The organism is Candidatus Pelagibacter sp. PS_31 (assembly GCF_059417865.1).
Map to the genome: position 1 here is coordinate 955,748 of NZ_CM182069.1, position 22,663 is coordinate 978,410.

Sequence of the window (22,663 nt, forward strand, 5' to 3'; positions counted from 1 at the left end):
TTTAATCTACTGCAAAGTGAAAATTCTTCAAAAGAAAAATTGTTTTTTTATAATTTTATAATACATCTCTGTTGCGATAATTAGGGTTTTATTGTATTAACCTTTAACTCATGAGTTGTAATTGATCAAAAAAGCAAAAAAGATTAGCTCTAATAAAATCTCACAGTTTCACACAGGCGTTTTAGTTCTTGAAAATAAAACTATCTTTAAAGGAGTTGGTATTGGCTATCAAGGAACAGCGACAGGTGAAGTATGTTTCAATACTTCTCTAACTGGTTATCAAGAAATTATTTCAGATCCCTCTTACGCTGGGCAAATTATCAATTTTACCTTTCCTCACGTTGGTAACGTTGGAACTAACAAGCAAGATTTAGAGTCTGATAAAGTTTGGACCAAAGGTGTAATTTTTAACTCTGAAATAACAAGTCCTTCTAACTATAGATCTTTAGCTAATTTAGACCTGTGGTTAAAAAAAAATAAAATTGTTGGGATCACTGGTTTAGATACAAGAGGCTTGACTAATTATATTAGAGATAAAGGAGCCCCTAAAGGTACTATTTCTTTTTCTAGTAAAGGAAATTTCAATATTAGTAAATTAGCAAATATCACAGCAAAATGGAGTGGATTAAATAATTTAGATTTAGCAGAAAAAGTAACTACTAAAAAAAATTATATTTGGTCAGGTTTTAAAACTTGGAAAAAAGAAACTGGTTATTTAAAAAATAAAAAAAATTCATTACATGTTGTTGCAATTGACTATGGGATAAAGAAAAATATTCTAAGATATTTCTCAGATCTTAATTGTAAAGTAACAGTGGTTTCGTGCAAAACGAGTGCAAAAGACATCCTTAAATTAAAGCCAAATGGGATCTTTTTATCTAATGGCCCTGGTGACCCTGCAGCAACTGGTAAATATGCAATTAAAATCATTAAAGAATTAATCAAAAATAATTTACCTATTTTTGGTATTTGTCTTGGTCATCAAATTCTAGCTCTAACACTAGGTGCAAAGACTAAAAAAATGAAACTAGGTCATAGAGGCGCTAACCATCCAGTTAAAAATTTAATTAAAGACAATGTTGAAATCACTAGTCAAAACCATGGCTTTGAAATTGTAAGAGCATCATTGCCAAAAAATATTGAAGTCACTCACAAATCTTTATTTGATAATTGTATTGAAGGAATTAGATTAAAAAATAAACCTGTTTTTTCTGTTCAATATCATCCTGAATCAAATCCAGGACCACAAGATAGTGTTTACTTATTTGAAGAATTTATTAACAACATAAAAAAAAATGCCAAAAAGAAAAGATCTTAAAACTATATTAGTCGTTGGTGCTGGACCCATTATCATAGGTCAAGCTTGTGAGTTTGACTACTCAGGGACACAAGCCTGTAAAGCCCTTAAAGATGAAGGTTATAAGGTTATTTTAATTAACTCTAACCCAGCAACGATCATGACAGATCCTGGTGTTGCAGATAAAACTTATATTGAGCCAATAACGTTAGAGGTATTAGAAAAAATTCTAAAAAAAGAAAAACCAGATGCAATTTTACCAACAATGGGTGGTCAAACTGCTTTGAATTTAGCAATGGAAGCAGAGAAAAAGGGAATTCTCAAAAAATATAAGATTGAGTTAATTGGAGCTAATTCTAAAGCGATCTCTAATGCAGAGGACAGAAAAAAATTCAGAAAAAATATGTTAGATATTGGTTTGGACTTACCAAAATCTAAAGTGGTAAATCATATTAGAGATGCTGCAAAAGCTTTAAAACAAATTGGGTTGCCTGCAATCATTAGACCTGCTTTTACTTTGGGTGGTTTGGGTGGAGGAATTGCTAAAACTGAAAAAGAATATCTTAAAATAGTTAAAGATGGATTGCACGAATCCCCTGTTAACCAAATTTTAATTGAAGAATGCCTTGAGGGTTGGAAAGAATTTGAAATGGAGGTTGTCAGAGATAAAAAAGACAACTGTATTATTATTTGTTCTATTGAAAACATCGATCCAATGGGAATTCACACAGGAGATTCGATTACCGTTGCACCCGCTCTAACACTCACAGATAAAGAATATCAAGTTATGAGAAATGCATCTATTGCTTGTCTTAGAAAAATTGGAGTAGAAACAGGTGGGTCTAATGTTCAATTTGCAATCAATCCTAAAGATGGCAGAATGGTTATTATTGAAATGAACCCAAGAGTGTCACGTTCATCTGCCCTTGCCTCTAAAGCAACAGGGTTTCCAATTGCAAAAGTTGCAGCAAAACTAGCAGTTGGCTACACACTTGATGAATTAAAAAATGAAATTACTAAAACAACGCCTGCTTCTTTTGAACCTAGTATTGATTACGTCGTAACTAAAATACCAAGATTTACCTTTGAAAAATTCTCAACATCTGAAGCGGTTCTTGGAACATCAATGAAGTCAGTGGGTGAAGCAATGGCGATTGGGAGAAACTTTAAAGAATCTCTTCAAAAAGCATTGGTTTCGCTTGAAATTGGCTTTTCAGGTTTAGATCGAATTTTTCCATTAAATAAAAAAGAAATAGAAAAAGAACTTAAAAAAAATATTCCAAATAGAATATTATTAGCTGCTGAAGCGTTTAGAAAAAAAATAAATCTTAAAAGAATTCACCAACTTTGCAAAATAGACCCTTGGTTTTTACAGCAAATAAAGGAAATTGTTGATGAAGAAAATAAGATACAAAAAAAAGGGCTTCCTAAAGACTATAATGAGTTTAACAGAATTAAATCAATAGGTTTTTCTGATAAAAAATTATCTGAAATCACTAAAATTCCTGAAGACCTTGTTAGAAAAAAAAGAACTGCTTTAAAAGTATTACCCGTTTACAAAAAAGTAGATACCTGTGCTGCTGAATTTAAATCATTCACTCCTTATATGTACTCAACCTACCAAAGAAATTATGCTTTAAACTCAGAATGTGAGGCAGAACCTTCTTCAAGAAAAAAAATTATAATCTTGGGTGGTGGACCAAACCGTATAGGCCAAGGTATTGAGTTTGATTATTGTTGTTGCCAAGCGAGTTATGCTCTTAAAGATAGTGGTTTTGAAACTATAATGATTAACTGTAATCCAGAGACGGTTTCAACAGACTACGACACAAGTGACCGACTTTATTTTGAACCTCTTAAAGAAGAGTATGTTTATAATATTATTAAAAAAGAACAGCAGAAAGGAAACCTTGTGGGTATCATCGCTCAGTTTGGTGGACAAACTCCTATAAGACTTGCAAAGTTTTTACATGACAACAAACTTCCAATTTTAGGGACACAGTACTCCTCAATAGATTTAGCTGAAGATAGAGATAGATTTAGAAAGTTACTTGATAGATTAAAATTAAAACAAGCTGAAAGTGGTATTGCAAAAACTTACAAGCAAGCCATTCAAATTGCTGAAAAAATTGGTCTGCCCTTAATGGTTAGACCTTCTTATGTATTAGGTGGAAGAGCAATGGAAATTGTTCACGAGAAAAGCCAATTAAAAAACTTTGTAGAAGAAGCATTTAAAGCTGCAGAAGATAATCCCATATTAATAGATAGATTTATTAGTCACGCTATGGAAGTAGATGTTGATGCAATATCTGATGGTAAACAAGTATTTGTTGCAGGTATTATGCAACATATTGAAGAAGCTGGAATTCACTCTGGAGATTCTGCATGTAGTTTGCCTCCCATATCAATTAAACCAAAGCTGATAACTGAAATAGAAGTTCAAACAAAAAAGTTAGCTTTAGCATTAAATGTTAAAGGTTTTATGAACATTCAATTTGCCATTAAAAATGATGAAATTTATGTAATCGAAGTAAATCCAAGAGCAAGTAGAACGGTTCCTTTTGTATCAAAAGCTAAAGGACTGCCACTTGCAAAAATTGCATCACGTGTAATGGCTGGTGAAAAATTATCTAAATTTAATTTAAAGGGTAAAAACAAGAACCTGTTTGCAGTTAAAGAAGCTGTATTTCCTTTCAATAAATTCCCAAATAGTGACTTATTATTGGGGCCTGAGATGAAATCAACAGGTGAAGTTATGGGATTTGATAAAGACTTCGGTATGGCTTATGCAAAAAGCCAAATTGCTGCATCAAACTCATTACCAACAAAAGGTCTAGCATTTATATCTCTTAAAGATGGTCATAAAGATGAAGGTGTAGATCTTGCAAAACAATTAATAAAATTAAATTTTACTTTATGCGGCACTGGTGGAACAGCTGAATACATTCGTGAACATGGCATAAAATGCAAAACAATAAACAAGGTAAGTGGAGGCTCTCCTCACATAGTTGACATTCTAAATTCTAAAAAAATTGCTTTAGTTATTAATACAGGTGGTGGAAATAGTGAACATCGTCTTCAGGATGCAATGGCTTTAAGAAGAGCAACCCTAGGTAATAAAGTTCCTTATTGTACAAACATGTCTACTGCTCAAGCTTGCTTGATGGGGATTAGATCTTTAAAGACAAAAGAGATTACCGTAACTGCACTTCAAGATATTTAACTTTAAATGTGGGTATAATTAAAATGGTTTGCTTACTTTAATTGCAAACTCATTTTCGTAGTCTTTATTGTTTTTAATTAATCTTCTTATTGAAGTAGAAAAATACCAACTATCAATTAGATTTAAATCAAAACCTAACTCTAATTTTAGAGAATTTGAATAATCCTCTTTTACAGTATAATAATATGTGGTGTTAGGGTCAGAAATGTATGATGCTTTAGCTTCTGAATCAGGAGTTAAGTTTTCAAAAAATTCAATTCTACCATATGGTAGAAAATAACCTTTCTTAATTTTTTTTTTATATTTTGTTAAGGCACCAATTGAAATAGATTTATTTTTTAAATCTTGTTCTTCAAATTTTAATGCTTGAATATTGCCTATCTCTGAAAAGCTTTCTAATTTAGATAAACCGTAATCAAATCTTCCAAATAATAATGATGTAAAATTATCTTTATCCATTATTTTATTAAATTTAATTGAAGTAAAATATTGCTTAACACCTCTATTTCCAGTTAAAGTATTAGAAGTGTTGGCTTGCTCAATTCTTGTAAGATCATTATCAATATATCCATAACCAACTAAACCATCAATAAATGTTGAACTATTCTTATGCCAACTAGAATATATTGTTGCACTTTTTGCATCAGATTTAATTTTAGTCCCTAATTGCCCAACATCAGTATCCTGATCTTCTAGTCTAATGGCTATACCAAAAAGCGTGTTTTTCCTTATTATTTTATCCATTCCAAGTGTTAAAGCATCTGAATCGAACTCTTGATTAACCTTGCCAGATTTAAGTTTAATTTTACCCTTTTTTAAATATCCAGAACTCCAAATTTTCCATTTTCGAGGCACCATTCCAAATTCATTTTTTAAATATTTTGAAAGAGGTAATTCGTTTATAAATTTTTCAATATTCTTATTTGACAGCTTTTGTTCTTTGTTAACATTACCTTTTAAAAGATAAGCATCTAATAATTTTGCATACGGATAGGTATCTTTATTTGTTATATCTATATCTATGCCTATATCTTGAAATTTAATATTGTCATTTTTTTTTGTAGTTCGATACCACTCCATTCTCTCTAAAACAGGATAAGTTGAACTATAAATAAATCTTTTTGCACTTTCAGATTGTCCTTCAACTATTCCAACTAATTCTTTATCGTCAAAAACATCAAATGGGTTATCGGTAGCTTCAGTAGATGTTATTGTAATTGATGCTGCTCCAAAAACTGTAGCAGTACCTCCCTGACCACCATACTCAATAATATAAGCATCAACATTAACGTTATCAATTACAAAATCATTCCACTTTCCTCTTCTATCGTCATCTATGGCTCCATAAACGTGCATATAATCTTCATTTTGTCTGTTGTAATCATTTGGTTCACGGTCACCATTGCCAGCTACAAGCCAATTTAAATAACTTTGTTCTGAACATCCGCTGATTGTAGCACCTGGTCCACCAGAATTTAAAAGAGGTTGGTTTGCGCAAGTATAGGTTTGGCCAGCTTCAGGTCCATCCATCCACTTCCATATTCTTTCAGTTCCACTATCAGATCCTCCAGTCCATGCATTTGTTGAAATTTTATCTTTTATCCATGCATTTTCTTGTGCAGATGTAATGTTTACTAAATAACCACTAAGCCCATTAAACTTTTGTGCATCACTTTTAGCAGCTGCTCTTGCATCATCCCAATCTATATCTGTAGCTGCAATAGCTCTATAATAATGACCATTAACAGGGTTGTAAGAGGCGCCTGTTGGTGTTGCAGAAACTGAAATAGTAGCACTAGAAGTACTACCATCACCTTTAAACGAAAGTGTAGCTAATGCATTATTAACTTCTGCTTGAGTTCCCTCAAAACCAATCTCTGATCTATCATTGTCTGTGCAATCAGTAGGTTCAGAACTAGAGTCAGCTGTATAACCACAGAATCCATTAATTTGTTCAAGGCCTGTAACCGTTGTTACTTTTACAAAACCGGCTGTTGCAGTAATTGTTATAAGTACATCTGTAGAGAAACCACTTACAGAAGGATTGGTGCCAGTTTCAGAAAGTAAAACAAAATCTGAAGTATTGGTTGTTAAAGTTGAAGGAAAAGTAAAGCTTGCTGAATAAACTATTTTTGAACTAAAAAAAATTATTAAAAAAAAAGTGATATGAATACATCTAGCCAGTTTTCTTAAAATAAATTTCATAGTTGAAAATAGCCTATAAAATTTATTTTATTACTTAGCCTACTCGTGTTGGTGCTCAAATCGGGCGGTGGTTAAGCAGTATTTATGATGAATTTAATGAGCTTTTAGAGTTTATTAAAAAATATAAATTAAAAAATTTTCTTTAAATTAACCGTTGCTTCATCAAAAGTATTTGGCCTCAATACATCTTGATTGTTTAATTTAAAATCAAATTCAAAGTCATTAATATTTTTGCTTATCTTAAATTCAGATCCTAAATTTTCTGAGCCTACTAATTTAAAAGCATAATTAGTTTTTCTGTTAGGTAAATATCCTATCGCTAAATGTATTTTATCAGTATGACCCGTACCTAATGCTTGATTTCTCTCATAGATTAAAAAGATACTAAAACTATCTGGTAAAATTATATCTATTCCTAATTCACCATTTAAATTATGTAAAGCACCTGAGTTTAGTTTGGTATCAAATTCACCACTTGATGCATCAGACACGTAAGAATATTTTATATTAGAAGAACGATTTAAATTTGCTTTGTATTCTAATTTTCCATGCTTTCTAATTTTATATTTTTCATTTTCTAATTCTTCAACTGCTGCAATTGAAAGTCTGGCATTTCTTGATTGAATACCTTGCTTTTTAAATTTCATAGCAGTGTTACCACTTTCTTGATAGCTATCTAACCGGGTATAACCAAGGTCTATTTGTCCAGAAGGAATTAGAATTAAATTATTTTTCTTAATCTCATCTTTTAATTTAATTGTTCCATATATTTGTCTACCTTTTCTATCAGCGGTTACACGTTTACCATCAAGCACTGATAAAATATCTGAATTAAGGACACCTACTCCAATAATTGTGTCTATAAATTTTGTATCATCTTCAATTGGGGATGAGGAATAATGGGTTAAATTATAAGTATTCGTATCTAAATTGCTTCCAGCTGAGCCAACATCAACATCATTTTTACCAAACCTAAAAGCAAGTCCACTTATGCCATTATTTTTAGTAAATTTATCTGCTCCAACTGTAATTGCATCAGTTTTAATTTTTTTAAATGAAGAAACATTTGTCTCTCCTACTCTACCAACAGCAATACTTCCTTCGCTCCAATAAAATACGTCTTGTTCTTTATCTTTTTTCTTTGTAGTAGCTGAGGTTTTTACAACTTTAGTAAGAGAGGCAAGCATTTGATTGGTAAAATTAAGATCTAAATTAAGATTAGTTAAGTTTTGATTATCTTTATTTCTTCTAATCCATTTTAATCTATTTAAAGCAGTGTCCGTTGAGTGCTCTATAGTTCTTGTTGCAACTTCTATTTGTGCAATAGCTATTCCAGTTCTGTCACCTGTTGTGATACTAGGACATTTTCCTTCAATAATATTAAAAGGACACACTAAATCAAATTCAAAAACTTCATCCTTTCCGTTTTCATCTCTGTCACTACCAATGTACATTTTAAGACCAACCGCACTAAATGCAATTCCTCTTGGTTGAGTAATATCACTAGATATTGAAACTGTACCGTCTATTGTAAATGAAGAAGTGGAAAAAGCCACATCAAGGGAAATTTGAGTTACATCTTGTGTACTACCATTGTGATCAACAGCCCAAAATCTTTTTCCATCTGGACTAAATCTTATTCCTTGAGGGTTTGATACTTCATCATTTAGTTCTATTCCTGCATCTGTAATAATTGATATGGTACTTAGATCGTATGCAGTTGAAAGTTGGTACTCTAATAATCTTGTGTCTTGACCCGTCGCTCCATGAAAAATTGCAAATAATTTTGTTCCATCATTATTAATCTCAATACCTTGAAGTCTGTTATTAGTTCCCTCAGTAATATCTCCAGCATTACTACCATCTTGTAGAGTACCAGTATCAAGGTCTGAAGTTTGATTTGCGAATGCACATGTTGAAACATCATAGGGGGAAGTTAAATCAAATCTAAATACTCTATCATCATTTGCAGTACCTTTAGCATTTCCCCTAGACACAAACAGCATCAATCCATCATTAGAGAATTCTAGATCAGTAATAGCACTAATAGGACCCGAAGTCGTGTCACCACTATTTAATATACATACCTCATCATCACTCGCATAAGTTTTTGTAGAGACATTGAATGGTGTGCTTAAATCATATTCATTTATATGTGCATAAACACTAGAAATTGCTGAAACTTTTCTTTGGGTCACTGTAAACATTTTTGTTCCATCAGAATTAAAATGGATGCCGTTTATAAAGTCACTCCTATCATTGACTGCTGCTGACTGTATTTTGGTAACCATAGCTCCAAATGAATTAGAGATGGGAAATATAAATAATAAAATTAAAATAAAGTTTTTTATAAATTTCATAAGATTAAAGTGTTGCTGACAATTTAATACTCAGGTCTTTAAATTGTTTATTTATCAGTTCAACTATTCCAGCTTGTGCTTGCATCAAAATAAAAAATGATGACACAAGTAAACCTACAGCGAATTTTGTTAAAAAAAATACCATAACAAAAAATACTATATAAAATTTAACTTAGTGGTTTTTCAGTTCTTTTAAGTGCTCAAAACGGGCAGAAATTCTGATATTGAGTGCGTTTTATCGAGGATAAAATAATCTTCATCAAAAATTCAAATATATAAATTTTAATAAATCAAGATGCTTAATTTAATAAAAAAAAGTAAAAAATTAATTATAAAAGGTGCTCTTAAACTAAAGGTATTTTTAGTTTTATTTAGTTTATTTTTTTCATCACTAGCTTTAGCTGAACCTACATTTATTGCTAATCTTGATATCAGCGACGATGAAGGAAGCGCTACTGGGATAACATTTAAACCTGATGGTACCAAAATGTATATTACAGGAATTGGTGCTGATAAAATATTACAATATAATCTAACGACAGCTTTTGATATTACTTCAGCAGCTTTAGAAAAGTCAGTGCTTATAAGAACAGTAGAGGGTGCACCAGAAGATGTAAAATTTAATTCAGATGGAACTGTAATTTTTATTTTAGGAACTGAAGGTAATGGGATTGATAGATGGTCTTTAAGTACACCATATGATATTGGATCGATCACTGCAGCAGATACCACTTTTACTTCTATTGGTGGTGATCCAAGAGGATTAGCTTTTAATAATAATGGAACAAAAATGTTTGTTTTGAATCAGACAAATACGCGGGTAGAAGAATATAATCTTTCAACACCATATAACCCTGATACTAAAACTTTAACCAACACACTTACTAATGCAACAAGTAGTAATTTTCATCAAGGACTAGGCTTCAATGCTGATGGATCAAAAATGTTTGTAGTAAAATCAAGAGGTGGCTCTAACACTGATAATAAAATTGATGAATACGCTTTATCTACTGCTTTCGATATATCAAGCTCAAGCGCAACATTAACTGGTACATTCTCACCAACTCATTCCAGTGATGAATACTTAAGTGGCATGGCTTTCAATGGTTCTGGAACAAAAATGTATCACATAAATTGGAGTGGTGATGAAGTTCGAGAGTATAGCTTAAGCTGTCCTTTTAAAGTCACTAGTTCATCAACGTGTGACGCACCACAAAAAAATAAAGATGTAAGGGGTGTAGTTGATGCACAAATTAATACTGCTAAAAATTTTGCAAAAGATTCAAGTCAGTCTGCTTTAAAAAGATTATCTATTTTAAGAGCGAATAAATACTACAACGCAAGTGCACAAAATATAGAGTTAAACTTTCAAAATGAATTATTAAAGAAAGTATCCAATAATGTTTTAAGTTCCGCACAAGCTAAATTAAACCCACTTCAAAAATTAGATCAAATTTTACCTAATGATTGGGAGGTATGGTCCGAAGGTAGCATTAGTTTTGGAAAAATTGGTGAGAGCTCCTTAAGTTCTGCTCAAGATATTGATAGCCTTGGTATAACTGTGGGTGTTGATACAAAAATGGATGATGACCAAATATTAGGAGTTGCTTTAAGAGTAGGTAACACTGATGTTGATGTTGGAACCTTTGGTTCTAAAGTTGATACAAATGCATTAAGTTTATCTCTTTATGGAATTAACAGTTTAGAAAACAGTAATTTTTTAAAACACGTTTTTGGAGTTAGTTATTTAGATAGTGATATTGTAAGAAAATATGAAGGAAATACCGACATAAATACGGGTGACCGTGAAGGTAAGCAGGTTTTTGGTTCACTTAATTTTGGAAGAGAGTATGAAAATGGTGATTTAATTATTACTCCAACAGGTCGTATCGATGGAAGTTATACAGCACTTAATGGTTATACAGAAAGTGGCAGCGCTGCAGCACTTAGTTATAATGATCAAGACATTAAATCTTTAATGGCTTCTTTAGGAGTATTAATAGACCAAGATGTTGATCTAGAAAATTCAACTGTAAGATCTAGAATTAATCTTGAATACAGTAAAGAGTTTGCCTCAAGCTCTAAGGTGGTAACAAGCTACGTATCAAACAGTGAAAGTTTTGAATATCAAGCTGATAACAAAAATAGAGATATATACACAGCAGGACTTGGTTTAGATTTTAAGCATGACCAAGGGTTAATAATTAGTACTGATTACGAAAGACAGCAAATCAAGGGTCATGGTTATATTAATAAATTTACATTATCAGCAGGCTTTTTATATAGAAAAGAAACAGAGTTTGCACTTGGTCTTGATGAAGAAATGACTTCGAGCTTTAAAATTTCTAAAGCACTAGGTGTATTTGATTTAGAATTTGATTTAGAAAATAATTTTTCAAATCAAGAAAATCATAATGCTAACTTATCTATATTAAGTAAATTTTAATGAGTAAAATAAAAATAGTTTTCTACTTAGCTTTAGCTTTTATTTTTTATAAAGGCTTTGTTGCATTTCAAAACTTTGAAATTGGTGTTGATGATAGGGTTGCAGCTATAGAAGAAAAAGCAGATTTTGAAAAAGAAGGTGAAGTAATTGGTCTCATGATGTATTTAGGTGACCCACCAGAGTTATATGAACATTTATTAACTAAGAATAAATCTAGATGTTTAGAAATGAAACAAACAGCAGAAGAGAGCTCCTCTGCATACTATGAATGCGCAAGAGTGAACGCCGTCCTTATAGGTGGAAAAATTGTAAGCATTATTAATGAAATTGAAGTTATAGAATAATTATTAAATCAAAATTTATTTGAAATTTCTATATTTGTGCCATAGTCAGGTACATCACTTATAAAATTATAATTAGAGCTCATCTTTAAATCAAATCCATTTATGTTATTTGTATATGAGAAACTAGTATTTTCAAAATTATTCAAATCAAATACAAATTTCATTGCGTCTATTGGAACATACCCTACAGATAAATAAATGTCATTACTATAACCTTTTCCATTAGATTGAAGTCTCTCAAAATTTCCAACGAATGACCATCCTGTTATGGAAGTGACATCAAAACCGTACCCAATTCTAAGATTATGTTTGGACTTATTTTCTACATTATAATTGTAAACAGTACTTTGACTATTTAGATAATAAAATTCTGCATCTGATGATGGACTTAGATCAGCAATATATTCTAATCGACCATGGTGATTAATAATTTCATCTTCTTCTTTATCTGTATCTGTTTTATCTAAAAGGACACCAAGTGTTATTAATGCTGATTTAATATTTTGCTCTTTATAAAGTAGTGCATCAGCTAAACTATCTCCAACAACAGTTCTTTCTCTAAATGCTTTTAGTTTTGTGTACCCTAAATCTAATTTAATACCTGGATTGAGATTTAAATCTTCATCAACTATTCTTTTTCCAAAATTAAATGATCCATATATCTGTTGACCTTCTCGGTTTCCCTCTAAAATGTTACCATAAATAACCCTTTTTTGATCTATATCTAGTAAACTAACTCCAATTAATGCATCTGTAAAAACGTGATCATCTCTAAGTTTGGTATCATATAGGGCAAAACTATATGCATCTGTCTCTAATTTGCTTCCTTTATATCCAATATCAACATTATCGTTTGCATACTGAAAGACGTATCCATGCATAGCATCTCTATCATCATCTTTAATTTTATCTGCACCAACTGAGATACCATAGCTGTGAAAATCTCTTGATGATGAATTTATAGATTTATTTTTACCCAAACTAACTCTACCTTCACTCCACTGAAACCAATCCTCACTCTCATAACTTCTATCAACCTCTTTTTTTGAGCTTTTAAGAGCACTAACTAATTTTGATATTTTTTCATTTGTAAAATCAATTTCTGCATTAAGATTTGAAAGATTGTCTTTGTTTTTATGTCTTCTTAACCATTCAATTCGGTGAAAGATTGGAAGCGTATTATTCTTAATTATACGTTTTGATAATTCGACATTTGCTTCAATGATTGCTTTAACATCATCATTAGCTGATGCATCAGCACAAGTAATGGTACCAGCACAAGCTGGACTATATTCAAAAATTGTATTTGTTGAACTGGTATCATCAGTTACAAATAGCTTTGTAAAATTTGCTGCAAATATAAAACCTCTCATGTTGGAAAATCTACTGCCTAAATCATAAGAAGTAGGAGTAGAAGAAATAGTTGTAATATCCCAAGCTGTGCTTAAAGTATATTTGTTCATATTATTATTTTGATTGCCAGCAATATACATAATGGTTCCATCTGAATTAAATTGAATATTTCTCATGTTGTTATCAGCACTTGTTAGTGCAGCCGATCTAGAGCCTAATGACACTCCAGATGTAAGATCAAAAGGAATTGTTAGTATATATTCTCTTATTCGATCACTATTTTTTTCACCAATAAACATACGTGTTCCATCAGGTTTAAATGCTAAAGCTCTTACTTGTTGCGTATAATCTGTGCCTCCAGCTATATCTACTGAATATCTTATTTCATACTCTAATGTAGAGGTATCCCAAGGAGTAGTTAATTTGTATTGATAGACTGAAGTTGGATCTTTGTTGGTTGTTACAAAAATTTTTGTTCCATCAGATTTAAATTCAATTGCATGTGGTAATTTCATTTGTGGAACAGAACCTCCATCACCTACTAATTGAGTTGTAAAAGATTTTGTTGCAGTGCTAATATCAAACGGTACACTAAGAGAATATTGCGTTACTTCTCCTTTTTCACCATCACCACCATCAGTATCAGTTTTACGGTTAGTTATATACATTATGGTTCCGTCTGGATTAAAGTTTATTCCTCTAACAGCTACAGTGTCTGATGAAATATCTTTTGATTGCTTAAATTCTATAAAAGCAAAAGCATTAGAATAAAATAAAGCTAAAAAGCTAAATACAAAAAATGATGTCTTGAGAATTTTTTTCACTTCTGCAGACTAATGAATAAGAGATAAAAACAACTGTGTTGGTGCTCAAATCGAATTAAATTTGTTAACTATAACTTCGTTTTTGGAGATTTATTTTGAATCATTGACAACTGATCAAAATGGGTGGAAAAACCAACTTATAATTCTTAAACAAAAAATGATAAAAAATATTCCAAGCATATCTAGTGAAGTTAATGAAGAAAAAATCTTCAAAGTTATTAATGAAAATTTTAGTCAACTGGCACCTGCATATTATACATTAGTTAGTAGTTGGCTTATAAATGCTTACAAAGTTCATAAGGGTATCGATAAGTTTATAATTTTAATTTATCTGATTAATAAAGACTTTATATTTTATAGAAAAAATGGACTAATAGTTGATTATGATACGTTTTATAAGGATAAATCATTAGAAATTCCAAAGATTAATATTTCTGATATCGCAAGAGACCTTCTAATACCTAAAGAAAATGTAAGAAGAAAAATATCTGAATTAGAAGAAAGAGGTATTATTAAAAGAAAAGGAAAAAAAATCTTTATTGAAATATCTGGTTTTTCACAAGCAAAGCCCAATATAACTTTAAATGATTTAAGTGTTTTTGTTTCTAAATTTAGTGAAGTATTAAAAGATAAAAATATAGTTGATAAATCTTTTGATGCAGAAGAAATTTCAAAATTAATTAAAGAAAACTTTTCTTTTTGTTGGTATCAATTTTACAAGTTTATATTCATTTTCGCTAACAGCTGGAAAACAGGTACTAAAACTCAAGATTTAGAAACAATATGTGTAGGGTTTATTGTATTGATTAATACTGTCCAAAATAAAAATTTTAAAAATAAAAATTTAGATAGAAAAAAATATCTTAAAGAAATTCAAAAACCTGATCATATTGGTATTAATGCATTTTCTATAGCTGAGATAACAGGAATTCCAAGGGCAACGGTTGTTAGAAAACTAGTATTTTTAATTAAAAATAAATTTCTAAATATTGATGAAAAAAAACTTTATACTTTTGGTATAGGTGTGCAAAGTAAACAATTTAAAGTGATTTCTAAATTACAAGATAGAAATATGAATGCTTTAAGTAAATTTTTGTATAGGGTTTTTAACCAAATTAAAGTAATAAATTCTAATTAGATTTTCTTAAAATAAAAACAAAGATTACAGAGGTTGCCATCATTACTAAAGCATAAGCAGCGGTTGGCACCATATAAATAATATTATCAAATAATTGAGTTGCAACAAAAACTGCTAAAGTTCCATTTTGTAAACCACACTCTAAAGAGATAGCTCTTTGTTGAGGTACACCTGAGGCAAAAAACTTGGCAACATAAAATCCTATCACCATCATAGTTACATTTAATATTAGGGCTATTAAACCTGCTCGAGTTAAAAAGCTTACAATTTTATCCCATTCTTCAATATATATTGCTGCAAAAACAAGTAAAAATAATGCAATAGAAAATCTTTGAATTAACTTCAAATTTTTTATGACAAGGTCACCTGTAAAATGTCTGATAGTCATTCCAATTATTACTGGAACTGTGACTACAAAAAACATTTTTAAAGCTATAGCTGTCATTGTTATTTCTTTTTCAACATAGGTGATATCAAACAGATTAATTGAATTGATCACAATGAATGGCACTGTTACTATACTTAATAAGCTCATAACTGCTGTCAGTGATATTGATAGCGCTACATCACCATTCGCAAATTTTGTAAGAACATTGGAGGTTACACCCCCTGGAGCAGCCGCAATCAACATTACTCCTAAAGCCATTTCAATCGGCACACCTAAGGTAATGATAAGTAGATAGGCAACGATTGGTAAAACAATTAACTGACAAATAAAACCAATAAAAAAATCTTTAGGGTTTTTTGCAACTCTTAAAAAGTCATCTACTGTTAAAGAAGCTCCTAGTCCAAGCATAATAATAGCTAGAGCGATTGGAGCGATGTTGGTTACTATTTCCATTAATTTAATTTAAAATTTCATGCATAGTTCCACCCATTTTGATCATTTGTCAACCCATTTTGGTCAGTTGTAAATATGATAAGATAAACCCTCAAAAATAAAGTTATAGTAATCTTTATAAATGTGATTAATTAGATAAATTAATAATAAATCTTAAAATTTCTTTAATAACTTATGTGTTATTTATGAATACCGATTGGTATAATTTCTTATTTACCAATTGCAATAATTGTTAAATCATCATCAAGAATATCATTATCTTTTTTAACGCCATCTTCCACAATTTCTTTTTTTAAACTTTTTAAACGAATTTCTTCTGTCGCACTTGTTAATTCTTTTTGTAATGAAGAGTTTGTGTGTTTTAGGATTAATTCTTTTACACCATCAATTCCTATTTCTTGTTTATTTTCATCCATACATTCTGAAAATCCATCAGTAAAACAGTAAATTCGTCCACCATTTAATTTAAAGCTTTCTAATTGATAAACACTTTCATCTTTATGCTTAATGACTGCCAAAGGCATTGAGCTTGAAGGATATTCTTTAAAATCTTTACCCACTTTTAATAAAGTTGGCTGATGTCCTGCATTTGCAATTTCAACTAAATCTGTTTTCAAATTATATCTTCCAACAATTGAAGTAATAAAGGTACCAACAGGATTAGTTTCTTTCAAATCATTATTCATCTCTAATAAAATTTCGTTAGGCTTAAATTTTTGCTTAGCGAAGATCTTAAATAAAGTAATAGCTTTTGCCATAACCATTCCTGCATTCACCCCTTTTCCTGAAACATCAGATAGGGTGAAATACACCTCATCATCATGAAGGTAAAAATCATAAAAATCTCCCGAGATTTCTCTTGCAGGAATATTTAATCCAAATATTGGATAGTTTTCTATATCTCTTTTTGGCATTAATCGTTGCTGAACATTCATTGCAAGTTTAATTTCTTTAGAAACTCTATTCTTCCATTTGTTTTTTTGCTTTTCACTTTGTTCCAATTTGTTCATTATGACATTATATTGCGTGCCAATAATTCCACTTTCAGTAAAAGGATCTTGTGGTGCGCGGCTTGAATAATTGTCTGATTTTGCTTGATTAGTTAATACCTCAAGTAATTCGTGCGTGTCCGTTGATGCATTGTGTTCTGAAATATTTAAACCAAGTTCTTCATGAATTTTACTTACTCTTAGAGGGAAAAATGAATTAATAGTTTTTAATATTAAATAAGAACCAATGAAACAAAAAGCACCAATTGAACTTATGCCAATTAGTTGAATATATATTTGTTCTAATCTTGTTTTTTCAACACCCATCAATTCAAAATTTGCAAACAAAGCAACTGCAATAGTTCCCCAAATTCCACATGCTAAGTGAACTGGTATTGCACTAACCACATCATCAATTTTAATTTTTTCAAGTAATACAATTGTTGAGCCTGAAATAATTCCACCAATACTTCCTATTATAATTGCATGAGTGGGATCAACATAAGCACAAGAAGCAGTTATTGAAACTAGTCCTGCAAGGGGACCCGTGATCATAAATAATGGCTCTGGTTTTTTTAAGACAATGATACCCATAATACTTGAAAAAATAAGTCCAAAGGATGCTGATAAAAAAGTATTAATTAAAATTAATGGAATTTTTAAATCCATTGCACCATTAGCACCACCATTAAATCCAAACCACCCAAACCACAAAATTAAAGCACCTAAAGCTGCCATTGGTGTATTACTTCCTTGAAAAGATTTTTTTTTATCATCTTCTCTAAATCTTCCAGTACGGTTACCAACTACCAGTAATACTGATAAAGCAATCCATCCTCCTACAGAGTGTACAACGGATGCACCTGCAAAATCTAAATATCCTAATTGACCTAACCAACCAAATTTTTGATCAGGATTTTCAAAATTAAATGCCCAAGACCAGTGACCTACAATTGGATAAAAGAGGCCAGAAACTAATAATGTAATAATTATATATGAGAAAAACTTTAATCTTTCTGCAACTGCACCTGAGATAATAGTTGCAGCTGTTGCAACAAACATTGCTTGGAAGACAAAATATGTTTGATAGCCAGCAACCTTAGTGGTAAAGAAAAAAAATTTGGTACCAAACAGTCCTGATACACTGGTTCCATACATTAATGCGAAACCAAACGCCCAAAAAACTACAACAGATATTCCAAAGTCTGAAACATTTTTAAGGGCAACGTTAATACTGTTCTTGTTCCGAGACAAACCAGTCTCTAAACACATAAAGCCTGCCTGCATTAAAAAAACAAGGATTGCACAAATTAAAAGCCAAAAGGTATCTAAATTTGCTTGTAAGATTGCATCTAAGCGAAATTCTAATGCATTTAAAGCTCCCTTATTAGTAAGCTCTAATTGATTTATGTTGGACTGCAGCTTATTGAGCAATATCTGAGTATCAGCTGCAGTCATAATTTTATTTTAATTAATCTACTAATTTTCTAGCTTCACCAGCATCAGTAATAATCTTATCAACACTCACCACTTTAATAACTTCAAAGCCGGTTCCAAGGATTGCTTTTTTATAATCTTCATTAGATAAATCAGATTTATCAGGGTAAGATGATACCGCAACACCTTCTGGCCATGAAACTTTAACAGTAGCAGATGGGCTAGCTGCTTGAAGTGCTTTAGTTACCATTTTTTGGCATTTAATACACATCATTCCATTTACTTGGGCAATTTGAGTTTGAGCTGCAAATAAATTGGTTGAAAATAAAACAAAACCTAAAAATAGTATATATTTTTTGAACATAGTTTTTCCTATTGTTAATTATAAGTCAAAGCTATCACGTATCAATTCATTTTAAAATTCGTCAATCGCCCAAAATGAGGCCTTTTGATTAAGATGAGCTCAAATTCCTATATTTCTTGAATAATTTATATATTATCTATGAATACTCATTGGATCAAAATAACAATCCATATGATCTATAGTTTCAAAAAAAATTTCATTTAACTCACTAGAATGGACCGTTGGACAAATTTTTTCTACATTTAATTCATTGATATAATCTTTATTAAATTTTTTCATTGCTGAAGAGCCAGCATAAGATGCTGAAGCTTGTAAAATACTTCCAGAGTTAACTAGAGTTAAGCTTGGCCCAAGTGCTGCAGAATATGGACCGCAATTATTTAATAACGGTATAAGCAAGAATATTAAAATAATTTTTTTCACATCATCAATTTATACAAGAATATTTAATTTGAAACTGTAAAACTATCCATTATGGGTGGTTAGCTAATTTTTTTAGCAATATTCGCCTCTAGTAAAATTGCCGTTACGACTAAGGATTAATTGGCAAGGATTTTCATTTTTAATTTCTTCTGCAATTATATTAAAATTTGAAGAACCTATGCTTGCAACACAAATTTCATAACCCATGTCTTTACCAATTTGATCTCCTCCACCAAATAAAATTGTTTCAATATCATTAGATGTTGATGAAGAAGGTGTACAGCTATCATCGTCCTGCGTGTAATAACTTCCACTATTTGAATATTCTTCTGTTTGAGCTAGTGATATTTGTAGCATCACATTTTTTGCAGATTTTTCTTTAGTGCCTGAAATATAACCGCTGTAAGTAATAACTCCTACAGAAGCTAAAATACCAATTATTGCTACCACAACTACAAGCTCAACTAGGGAAAACCCTAGTGAGCTTTTAATTTTTATATTTTTTGTTTCTTGCAATCGAGATGATTATTCTATTGCAACAGCATTAGTTAATACGTCAGCAGTTGCGCTGTCACCATACTGTGTTGAAACGGTAATAGTTCCAGCTTCATCCCCTATTATTGTTGTAACACCTTTTCCTAATGCTAGACAATCTGTACCATCTGAAGCCTTTGCCACAGTTTCACCGTCTGTTACTCCTTTACAAAGTGGCGTGTAAGTGTTTTTAAAATCTGCTAGCGCAGCTACAGCAGCTACTATGATTGAAGCTTCATCTCTAGTCGAACATGTTAATAATCCACTCATAGCTTTAGCCTCTGTACCCATGTTACATTTTTGAATTTCAGCAGCTAAATATTTTGTTACTGCCCCTTGGTTTGATTTAGAAGCATTAATTTTTGCACTCTTAGTGTAACCATTGTAAGCAACAACACCTACCGCAGCTAAAATACCTATAATTGCTACAACAACTAGCAATTCAATAAGTGTAAAACCTTTATTATTTTTCATAATTTCCTCTGTTATTAGTTATTATTATTAAATTTATTATAATTATTGATGGTGTAAACTAAAAATCTTATTATATTAAATAATAATCAAAGATAATTGACCATATTGGGTTTACTTGTTTCTTATTTTTGTTAATAGCTATAAATAGTAAATAAAATATGAAATATAAAGTTACAGATAATGAAAATGTAAGCACTGTTTTTCTTACTGGAGAAATAGATATGGATGTTGCAGATGAGGTAAGAGAAATTGTTTTTCCTTTAATTGATGCTGGAAAAGAAGTTCATTTAAATTTAAAAGATGTACCCTACATGGACTCTTCTGGTATATCGATAATTATAGAAAGCAATCAAAGAGCTCGAGAGAAAAATACTAAAGTTGAACTTAAAGAGGTTAGTCAACCTGTTGAAAAAGTTCTAGCAATGGCAAGAAAGTTTTTATGACATACAAAATTACAGAAGAAGACAATATAAGCACCATATTTTTAGATGGTGAAATAGACATGGATAAAACGGATGAAGTTAAGGGAGTTATCTTTCCTGTTATCGACTCTGGTAAAAATGTTGCTTTAAATCTAAGTAATGTTCAATACATGGATTCTTCTGGTATTTCAGTTTTAATAGAAAGTCATCAAAAAGCCCTTGAGAAGGGAACCAAGCTTGTCATTAAAGATGTGAGTAAATCTGTTTTAAAAGTAATCATGATGGCAAAGTTAGAACAAATTTTAAATTTGGAGTAAATAAATTATGAGTTTAGAAAACTTTAGTCATTCAGAAAAAAAAGATTTTTTAGTTAGCTCAGCAAGTTTGAAAGATGTCAGAGCTTTTTCTAGAGATGTTTTTGAAAAATTTAAAATTGATGAAGATTTAAGAGAAGAGTTAGTTTTAGCGATTGCTGAAGCTGCGCAAAATATAGTTAAACATGCATATAAAGATATGCCTGACACTCAAGATAAAATGGTTGTAAGAATATCTTGTAATGATGATGTTCTAGAGATTTCTTTCTTTGATAAAGGCAAACCAGTAGAAAAAAGCAAAGTTAAACATAGAGCGATCGATGATATTAAACCAGGTGGACTAGGAACATTTTTCATTCAACAAATTATGGATTCAATTAATTTTGAACCAGGAAAAGAACCCTGGATTAATAATTTAGTTTTAACCAAAAAATTAAAAAATTAGTTAATTAAAGCACCCACGTTAAATATTGGTGAGTACATAGCTATCATTAAACCACCAATCATTACTCCCATGAAAACAATCATGATAGGTTCAATTAAAGCAGACATGTTATCGACTGTAGTATCAAATTCTTCTTCATAATAAGCAGATACTGAATTAAACATTTCATCTAATTGACCTGTTTGTTCTCCGACAGAAATTAATTGACTAAAAGTCGGTGGGAAGAGTGGTTCTTTTAAAAAAAGTTTTGTTAAGGTGTCACCAGAGAACACACCTTTTTTTACACTCTCTAGTGCATCCGTTATCACATCATTATTACTAACTGATTTTGCAATTTCTAAACTCTCTAATAAATTTACACCAGCAGCACTTAAATTACCTAAAATCAATGCAATTCTTGCCAGTAGAGATTTTAAGATCATATCTCCAAAAATAGGTAATTTTAAAATTTGTTTATGCCATCTAAAACGAATTGCAGCATTTCTTTTTACAATAAAATTAAACCCGAAATATCCACCTATTCCACCAAACAGAATTACTTTTCCACCTGTACCACTTAAAAAATCACTCATTGCCATGATGGTTGCTGTTGCAGCGGGTAATTCTAAGCCCATTCCATCGTACATTTTTGCAAATACTGGAACTACTTTAATCAACATAAAAGCACTTACAGTAATCGCTACTGTAAACATGATTGCTGGATACATTAAAGCTCCCTTAATTTTTTTCTTAATCTTTTCTTTTTTCTCTAAAGAATCTACTATTTTAAGTAAAAATACATCTAGCTTACCACTTGCTTCACCAGCCTTAATCAAGTTGACATAAATATTATCAAAGTATTGCGGATACTTTTCAAAACATTTTGATAAGTTCACACCCCCTTCTAAACTTTTTCTTATATCTTCTATAATGTCTTTAAGAGCAGGACTTTCTAATTGATCTCTTAACATTATTAAAACCTGTAAAATAGGTAAGCCCGCCTTAACCATGGTTGCAAATTGCTTTGAGAATATAAGAATTTCTTCTACTTTAACTTTTTTTTTCCCAAAAAGAGATGAGCCACCTGATTTTTTTTTTGCTTCACCTTTTTTTTTCTTAGACTTAATTATGTTGGTGATTATTACTTTTTTTTCTTTTAATAAATGAGAAGCTTCATCAAGGTTGATTGCCTCAATATCTCCTTCTACATATTTACCTTCGGATATTCCTTTATAAGTAAAAGCTTCCATT

The 22,663-nt window shown here is 30.9% G+C and carries 19 protein-coding genes; 8 read left to right on the plus strand and 11 right to left on the minus strand.

All coding sequences use genetic code 11. The features are described 5' to 3' along the window. Positions 1–121 precede the first annotated feature (121 nt). Together carA and carB are read left to right on the plus strand one after the other, a co-directional pair. Positions 122–1,318 carry a glutamine-hydrolyzing carbamoyl-phosphate synthase small subunit gene (gene carA, locus AC5SLN_RS05100; RefSeq protein WP_494593073.1) on the plus strand — a complete coding sequence of 399 codons (1,197 nt, stop codon included), beginning with the start codon at positions 122–124 and terminating at the stop codon, positions 1,316–1,318. Next, a complete protein-coding gene (carB, locus tag AC5SLN_RS05105; protein WP_494593074.1) occupies positions 1,296–4,520 on the plus strand; it encodes a carbamoyl-phosphate synthase large subunit in 3,225 nt (1,074 codons plus the stop codon). The genes carA and carB overlap by 23 nt, the downstream gene beginning before the upstream one ends. 18 nt (positions 4,521–4,538) lie before the next feature. Here the strand turns inward: carB and AC5SLN_RS05110 are convergent, their stop codons facing one another. From AC5SLN_RS05110 to AC5SLN_RS05120, 3 genes are all read right to left on the minus strand, one after another. Further along, positions 4,539–6,725, minus strand: coding sequence for an autotransporter domain-containing protein (locus AC5SLN_RS05110; RefSeq protein WP_494593076.1), 2,187 nt, complete (start codon positions 6,723–6,725; stop codon positions 4,539–4,541). 128 nt (positions 6,726–6,853) lie between these two features. After that, a complete protein-coding gene (locus AC5SLN_RS05115) occupies positions 6,854–9,085 on the minus strand; it encodes an autotransporter domain-containing protein (protein WP_494593077.1) in 2,232 nt (743 codons plus the stop codon). Positions 9,086–9,089: 4 nt separating this feature from the next. After that, the gene (locus AC5SLN_RS05120; RefSeq protein ID WP_494593079.1) at positions 9,090–9,230 is read right to left on the minus strand and encodes a hypothetical protein; all 141 of its coding nucleotides are present in this window, start codon (positions 9,228–9,230) and stop codon (positions 9,090–9,092) included. A 150-nt stretch (positions 9,231–9,380) separates the two neighbouring features. Between AC5SLN_RS05120 and AC5SLN_RS05125 the strand changes: the two genes are divergently transcribed. Both AC5SLN_RS05125 and AC5SLN_RS05130 read left to right on the plus strand, forming a co-directional pair. Then, positions 9,381–11,531: an autotransporter outer membrane beta-barrel domain-containing protein gene (locus AC5SLN_RS05125; protein ID WP_006997863.1), complete on the plus strand. Its 2,151-nt coding sequence runs from the start codon at positions 9,381–9,383 to the stop codon at positions 11,529–11,531. Then, complete coding sequence (locus AC5SLN_RS05130) at positions 11,531–11,875, plus strand: hypothetical protein (protein ID WP_006997862.1); 345 nt, start codon at positions 11,531–11,533, stop codon at positions 11,873–11,875. Before AC5SLN_RS05125 ends, AC5SLN_RS05130 begins: the two co-directional genes overlap by 1 nt. A gap of 8 nt (positions 11,876–11,883) precedes the next feature. Here AC5SLN_RS05130 and AC5SLN_RS05135 read toward each other — a convergent pair whose 3' ends face one another. Beyond that, positions 11,884–14,052: an autotransporter outer membrane beta-barrel domain-containing protein gene (locus AC5SLN_RS05135; RefSeq protein ID WP_006997861.1), complete on the minus strand. Its 2,169-nt coding sequence runs from the start codon at positions 14,050–14,052 to the stop codon at positions 11,884–11,886. Between the two features lie 157 nt (positions 14,053–14,209). Here AC5SLN_RS05135 and AC5SLN_RS05140 point away from each other — a divergent pair, with 157 nt between their 5' ends. After that, on the plus strand, positions 14,210–15,190 hold the full coding sequence (locus AC5SLN_RS05140) for a helix-turn-helix transcriptional regulator (protein WP_494593082.1): 981 nt from the start codon (positions 14,210–14,212) through the stop codon (positions 15,188–15,190). Here the strand turns inward: AC5SLN_RS05140 and AC5SLN_RS05145 are convergent. The 6 genes from AC5SLN_RS05145 to AC5SLN_RS05170 all read right to left on the minus strand — a co-directional run bounded on the left by AC5SLN_RS05145 (position 15,183) and on the right by AC5SLN_RS05170 (position 20,252). Further along, entirely contained in the window at positions 15,183–16,031 is an 849-nt protein-coding gene (locus tag AC5SLN_RS05145; RefSeq protein WP_494593083.1) for a bile acid:sodium symporter family protein, read from the minus strand. The genes AC5SLN_RS05140 and AC5SLN_RS05145 overlap by 8 nt on opposite strands. 209 nt (positions 16,032–16,240) lie before the next feature. Then, positions 16,241–18,478, minus strand: a complete 2,238-nt coding sequence (gene amt, locus AC5SLN_RS05150; RefSeq protein ID WP_494593085.1) for an ammonium transporter — start codon at positions 18,476–18,478, stop codon at positions 16,241–16,243. Positions 18,479–18,491: 13 nt separating this feature from the next. Continuing rightward, positions 18,492–18,821 carry a heavy-metal-associated domain-containing protein gene (locus AC5SLN_RS05155; protein ID WP_011281442.1) on the minus strand — a complete coding sequence of 110 codons (330 nt, stop codon included), beginning with the start codon at positions 18,819–18,821 and terminating at the stop codon, positions 18,492–18,494. A gap of 132 nt (positions 18,822–18,953) precedes the next feature. Continuing rightward, on the minus strand, positions 18,954–19,244 hold the full coding sequence (locus tag AC5SLN_RS05160; RefSeq protein WP_018414356.1) for a hypothetical protein: 291 nt from the start codon (positions 19,242–19,244) through the stop codon (positions 18,954–18,956). Positions 19,245–19,316: 72 nt separating this feature from the next. Then, entirely contained in the window at positions 19,317–19,760 is a 444-nt protein-coding gene (locus tag AC5SLN_RS05165) for a type IV pilin protein (protein WP_494593087.1), read from the minus strand. A 9-nt stretch (positions 19,761–19,769) separates the two neighbouring features. Beyond that, on the minus strand, positions 19,770–20,252 hold the full coding sequence (locus AC5SLN_RS05170) for a prepilin-type N-terminal cleavage/methylation domain-containing protein (protein ID WP_494593089.1): 483 nt from the start codon (positions 20,250–20,252) through the stop codon (positions 19,770–19,772). 158 nt (positions 20,253–20,410) lie between these two features. Here AC5SLN_RS05170 and AC5SLN_RS05175 point away from each other — a divergent pair, with 158 nt between their 5' ends. From AC5SLN_RS05175 to AC5SLN_RS05185, 3 genes are read left to right on the plus strand one after another with little or no spacing between them, the layout of a single operon-like run. Continuing rightward, complete coding sequence (locus tag AC5SLN_RS05175) at positions 20,411–20,695, plus strand: STAS domain-containing protein (RefSeq protein ID WP_006997853.1); 285 nt, start codon at positions 20,411–20,413, stop codon at positions 20,693–20,695. Further along, the gene (locus AC5SLN_RS05180; RefSeq protein ID WP_006997852.1) at positions 20,692–20,991 is read left to right on the plus strand and encodes an STAS domain-containing protein; all 300 of its coding nucleotides are present in this window, start codon (positions 20,692–20,694) and stop codon (positions 20,989–20,991) included. The genes AC5SLN_RS05175 and AC5SLN_RS05180 overlap by 4 nt, the downstream gene beginning before the upstream one ends. Positions 20,992–20,998: 7 nt before the next feature. Continuing rightward, complete coding sequence (locus tag AC5SLN_RS05185) at positions 20,999–21,433, plus strand: ATP-binding protein (protein WP_006997851.1); 435 nt, start codon at positions 20,999–21,001, stop codon at positions 21,431–21,433. Here the strand turns inward: AC5SLN_RS05185 and AC5SLN_RS05190 are convergent. Next, positions 21,430–22,662, minus strand: coding sequence for a type II secretion system F family protein (locus tag AC5SLN_RS05190; protein WP_006997850.1), 1,233 nt, complete (start codon positions 22,660–22,662; stop codon positions 21,430–21,432). The genes AC5SLN_RS05185 and AC5SLN_RS05190 overlap by 4 nt on opposite strands. Position 22,663: the final 1 nt, after the last annotated feature.

What these genes read in the sequence shown, in the direction of transcription:
- AC5SLN_RS05175 (WP_006997853.1), top strand. Translation starts at nt 20,411, where the DNA reads ATGAAATATAAAGTTACAGATAATGAAAATGTAAGCACTGTTTTTCTT.
- AC5SLN_RS05140 (WP_494593082.1), top strand. Translation starts at nt 14,210, where the DNA reads ATGATAAAAAATATTCCAAGCATATCTAGTGAAGTTAATGAAGAAAAA.
- AC5SLN_RS05145 (WP_494593083.1), bottom strand. Translation starts at nt 16,031, where the DNA reads ATGGAAATAGTAACCAACATCGCTCCAATCGCTCTAGCTATTATTATG.
- AC5SLN_RS05190 (WP_006997850.1), bottom strand. Translation starts at nt 22,662, where the DNA reads ATGGAAGCTTTTACTTATAAAGGAATATCCGAAGGTAAATATGTAGAA.
- AC5SLN_RS05155 (WP_011281442.1), bottom strand. Translation starts at nt 18,821, where the DNA reads ATGTTCAAAAAATATATACTATTTTTAGGTTTTGTTTTATTTTCAACC.
- amt (WP_494593085.1), bottom strand. Translation starts at nt 18,478, where the DNA reads ATGACTGCAGCTGATACTCAGATATTGCTCAATAAGCTGCAGTCCAAC.
- AC5SLN_RS05185 (WP_006997851.1), top strand. Translation starts at nt 20,999, where the DNA reads ATGAGTTTAGAAAACTTTAGTCATTCAGAAAAAAAAGATTTTTTAGTT.
- carB (WP_494593074.1), top strand. Translation starts at nt 1,296, where the DNA reads ATGCCAAAAAGAAAAGATCTTAAAACTATATTAGTCGTTGGTGCTGGA.
- AC5SLN_RS05125 (WP_006997863.1), top strand. Translation starts at nt 9,381, where the DNA reads ATGCTTAATTTAATAAAAAAAAGTAAAAAATTAATTATAAAAGGTGCT.
- AC5SLN_RS05170 (WP_494593089.1), bottom strand. Translation starts at nt 20,252, where the DNA reads ATGAAAAATAATAAAGGTTTTACACTTATTGAATTGCTAGTTGTTGTA.
- AC5SLN_RS05115 (WP_494593077.1), bottom strand. Translation starts at nt 9,085, where the DNA reads ATGAAATTTATAAAAAACTTTATTTTAATTTTATTATTTATATTTCCC.
- AC5SLN_RS05110 (WP_494593076.1), bottom strand. Translation starts at nt 6,725, where the DNA reads ATGAAATTTATTTTAAGAAAACTGGCTAGATGTATTCATATCACTTTT.
- AC5SLN_RS05120 (WP_494593079.1), bottom strand. Translation starts at nt 9,230, where the DNA reads ATGGTATTTTTTTTAACAAAATTCGCTGTAGGTTTACTTGTGTCATCA.
- AC5SLN_RS05130 (WP_006997862.1), top strand. Translation starts at nt 11,531, where the DNA reads ATGAGTAAAATAAAAATAGTTTTCTACTTAGCTTTAGCTTTTATTTTT.
- AC5SLN_RS05180 (WP_006997852.1), top strand. Translation starts at nt 20,692, where the DNA reads ATGACATACAAAATTACAGAAGAAGACAATATAAGCACCATATTTTTA.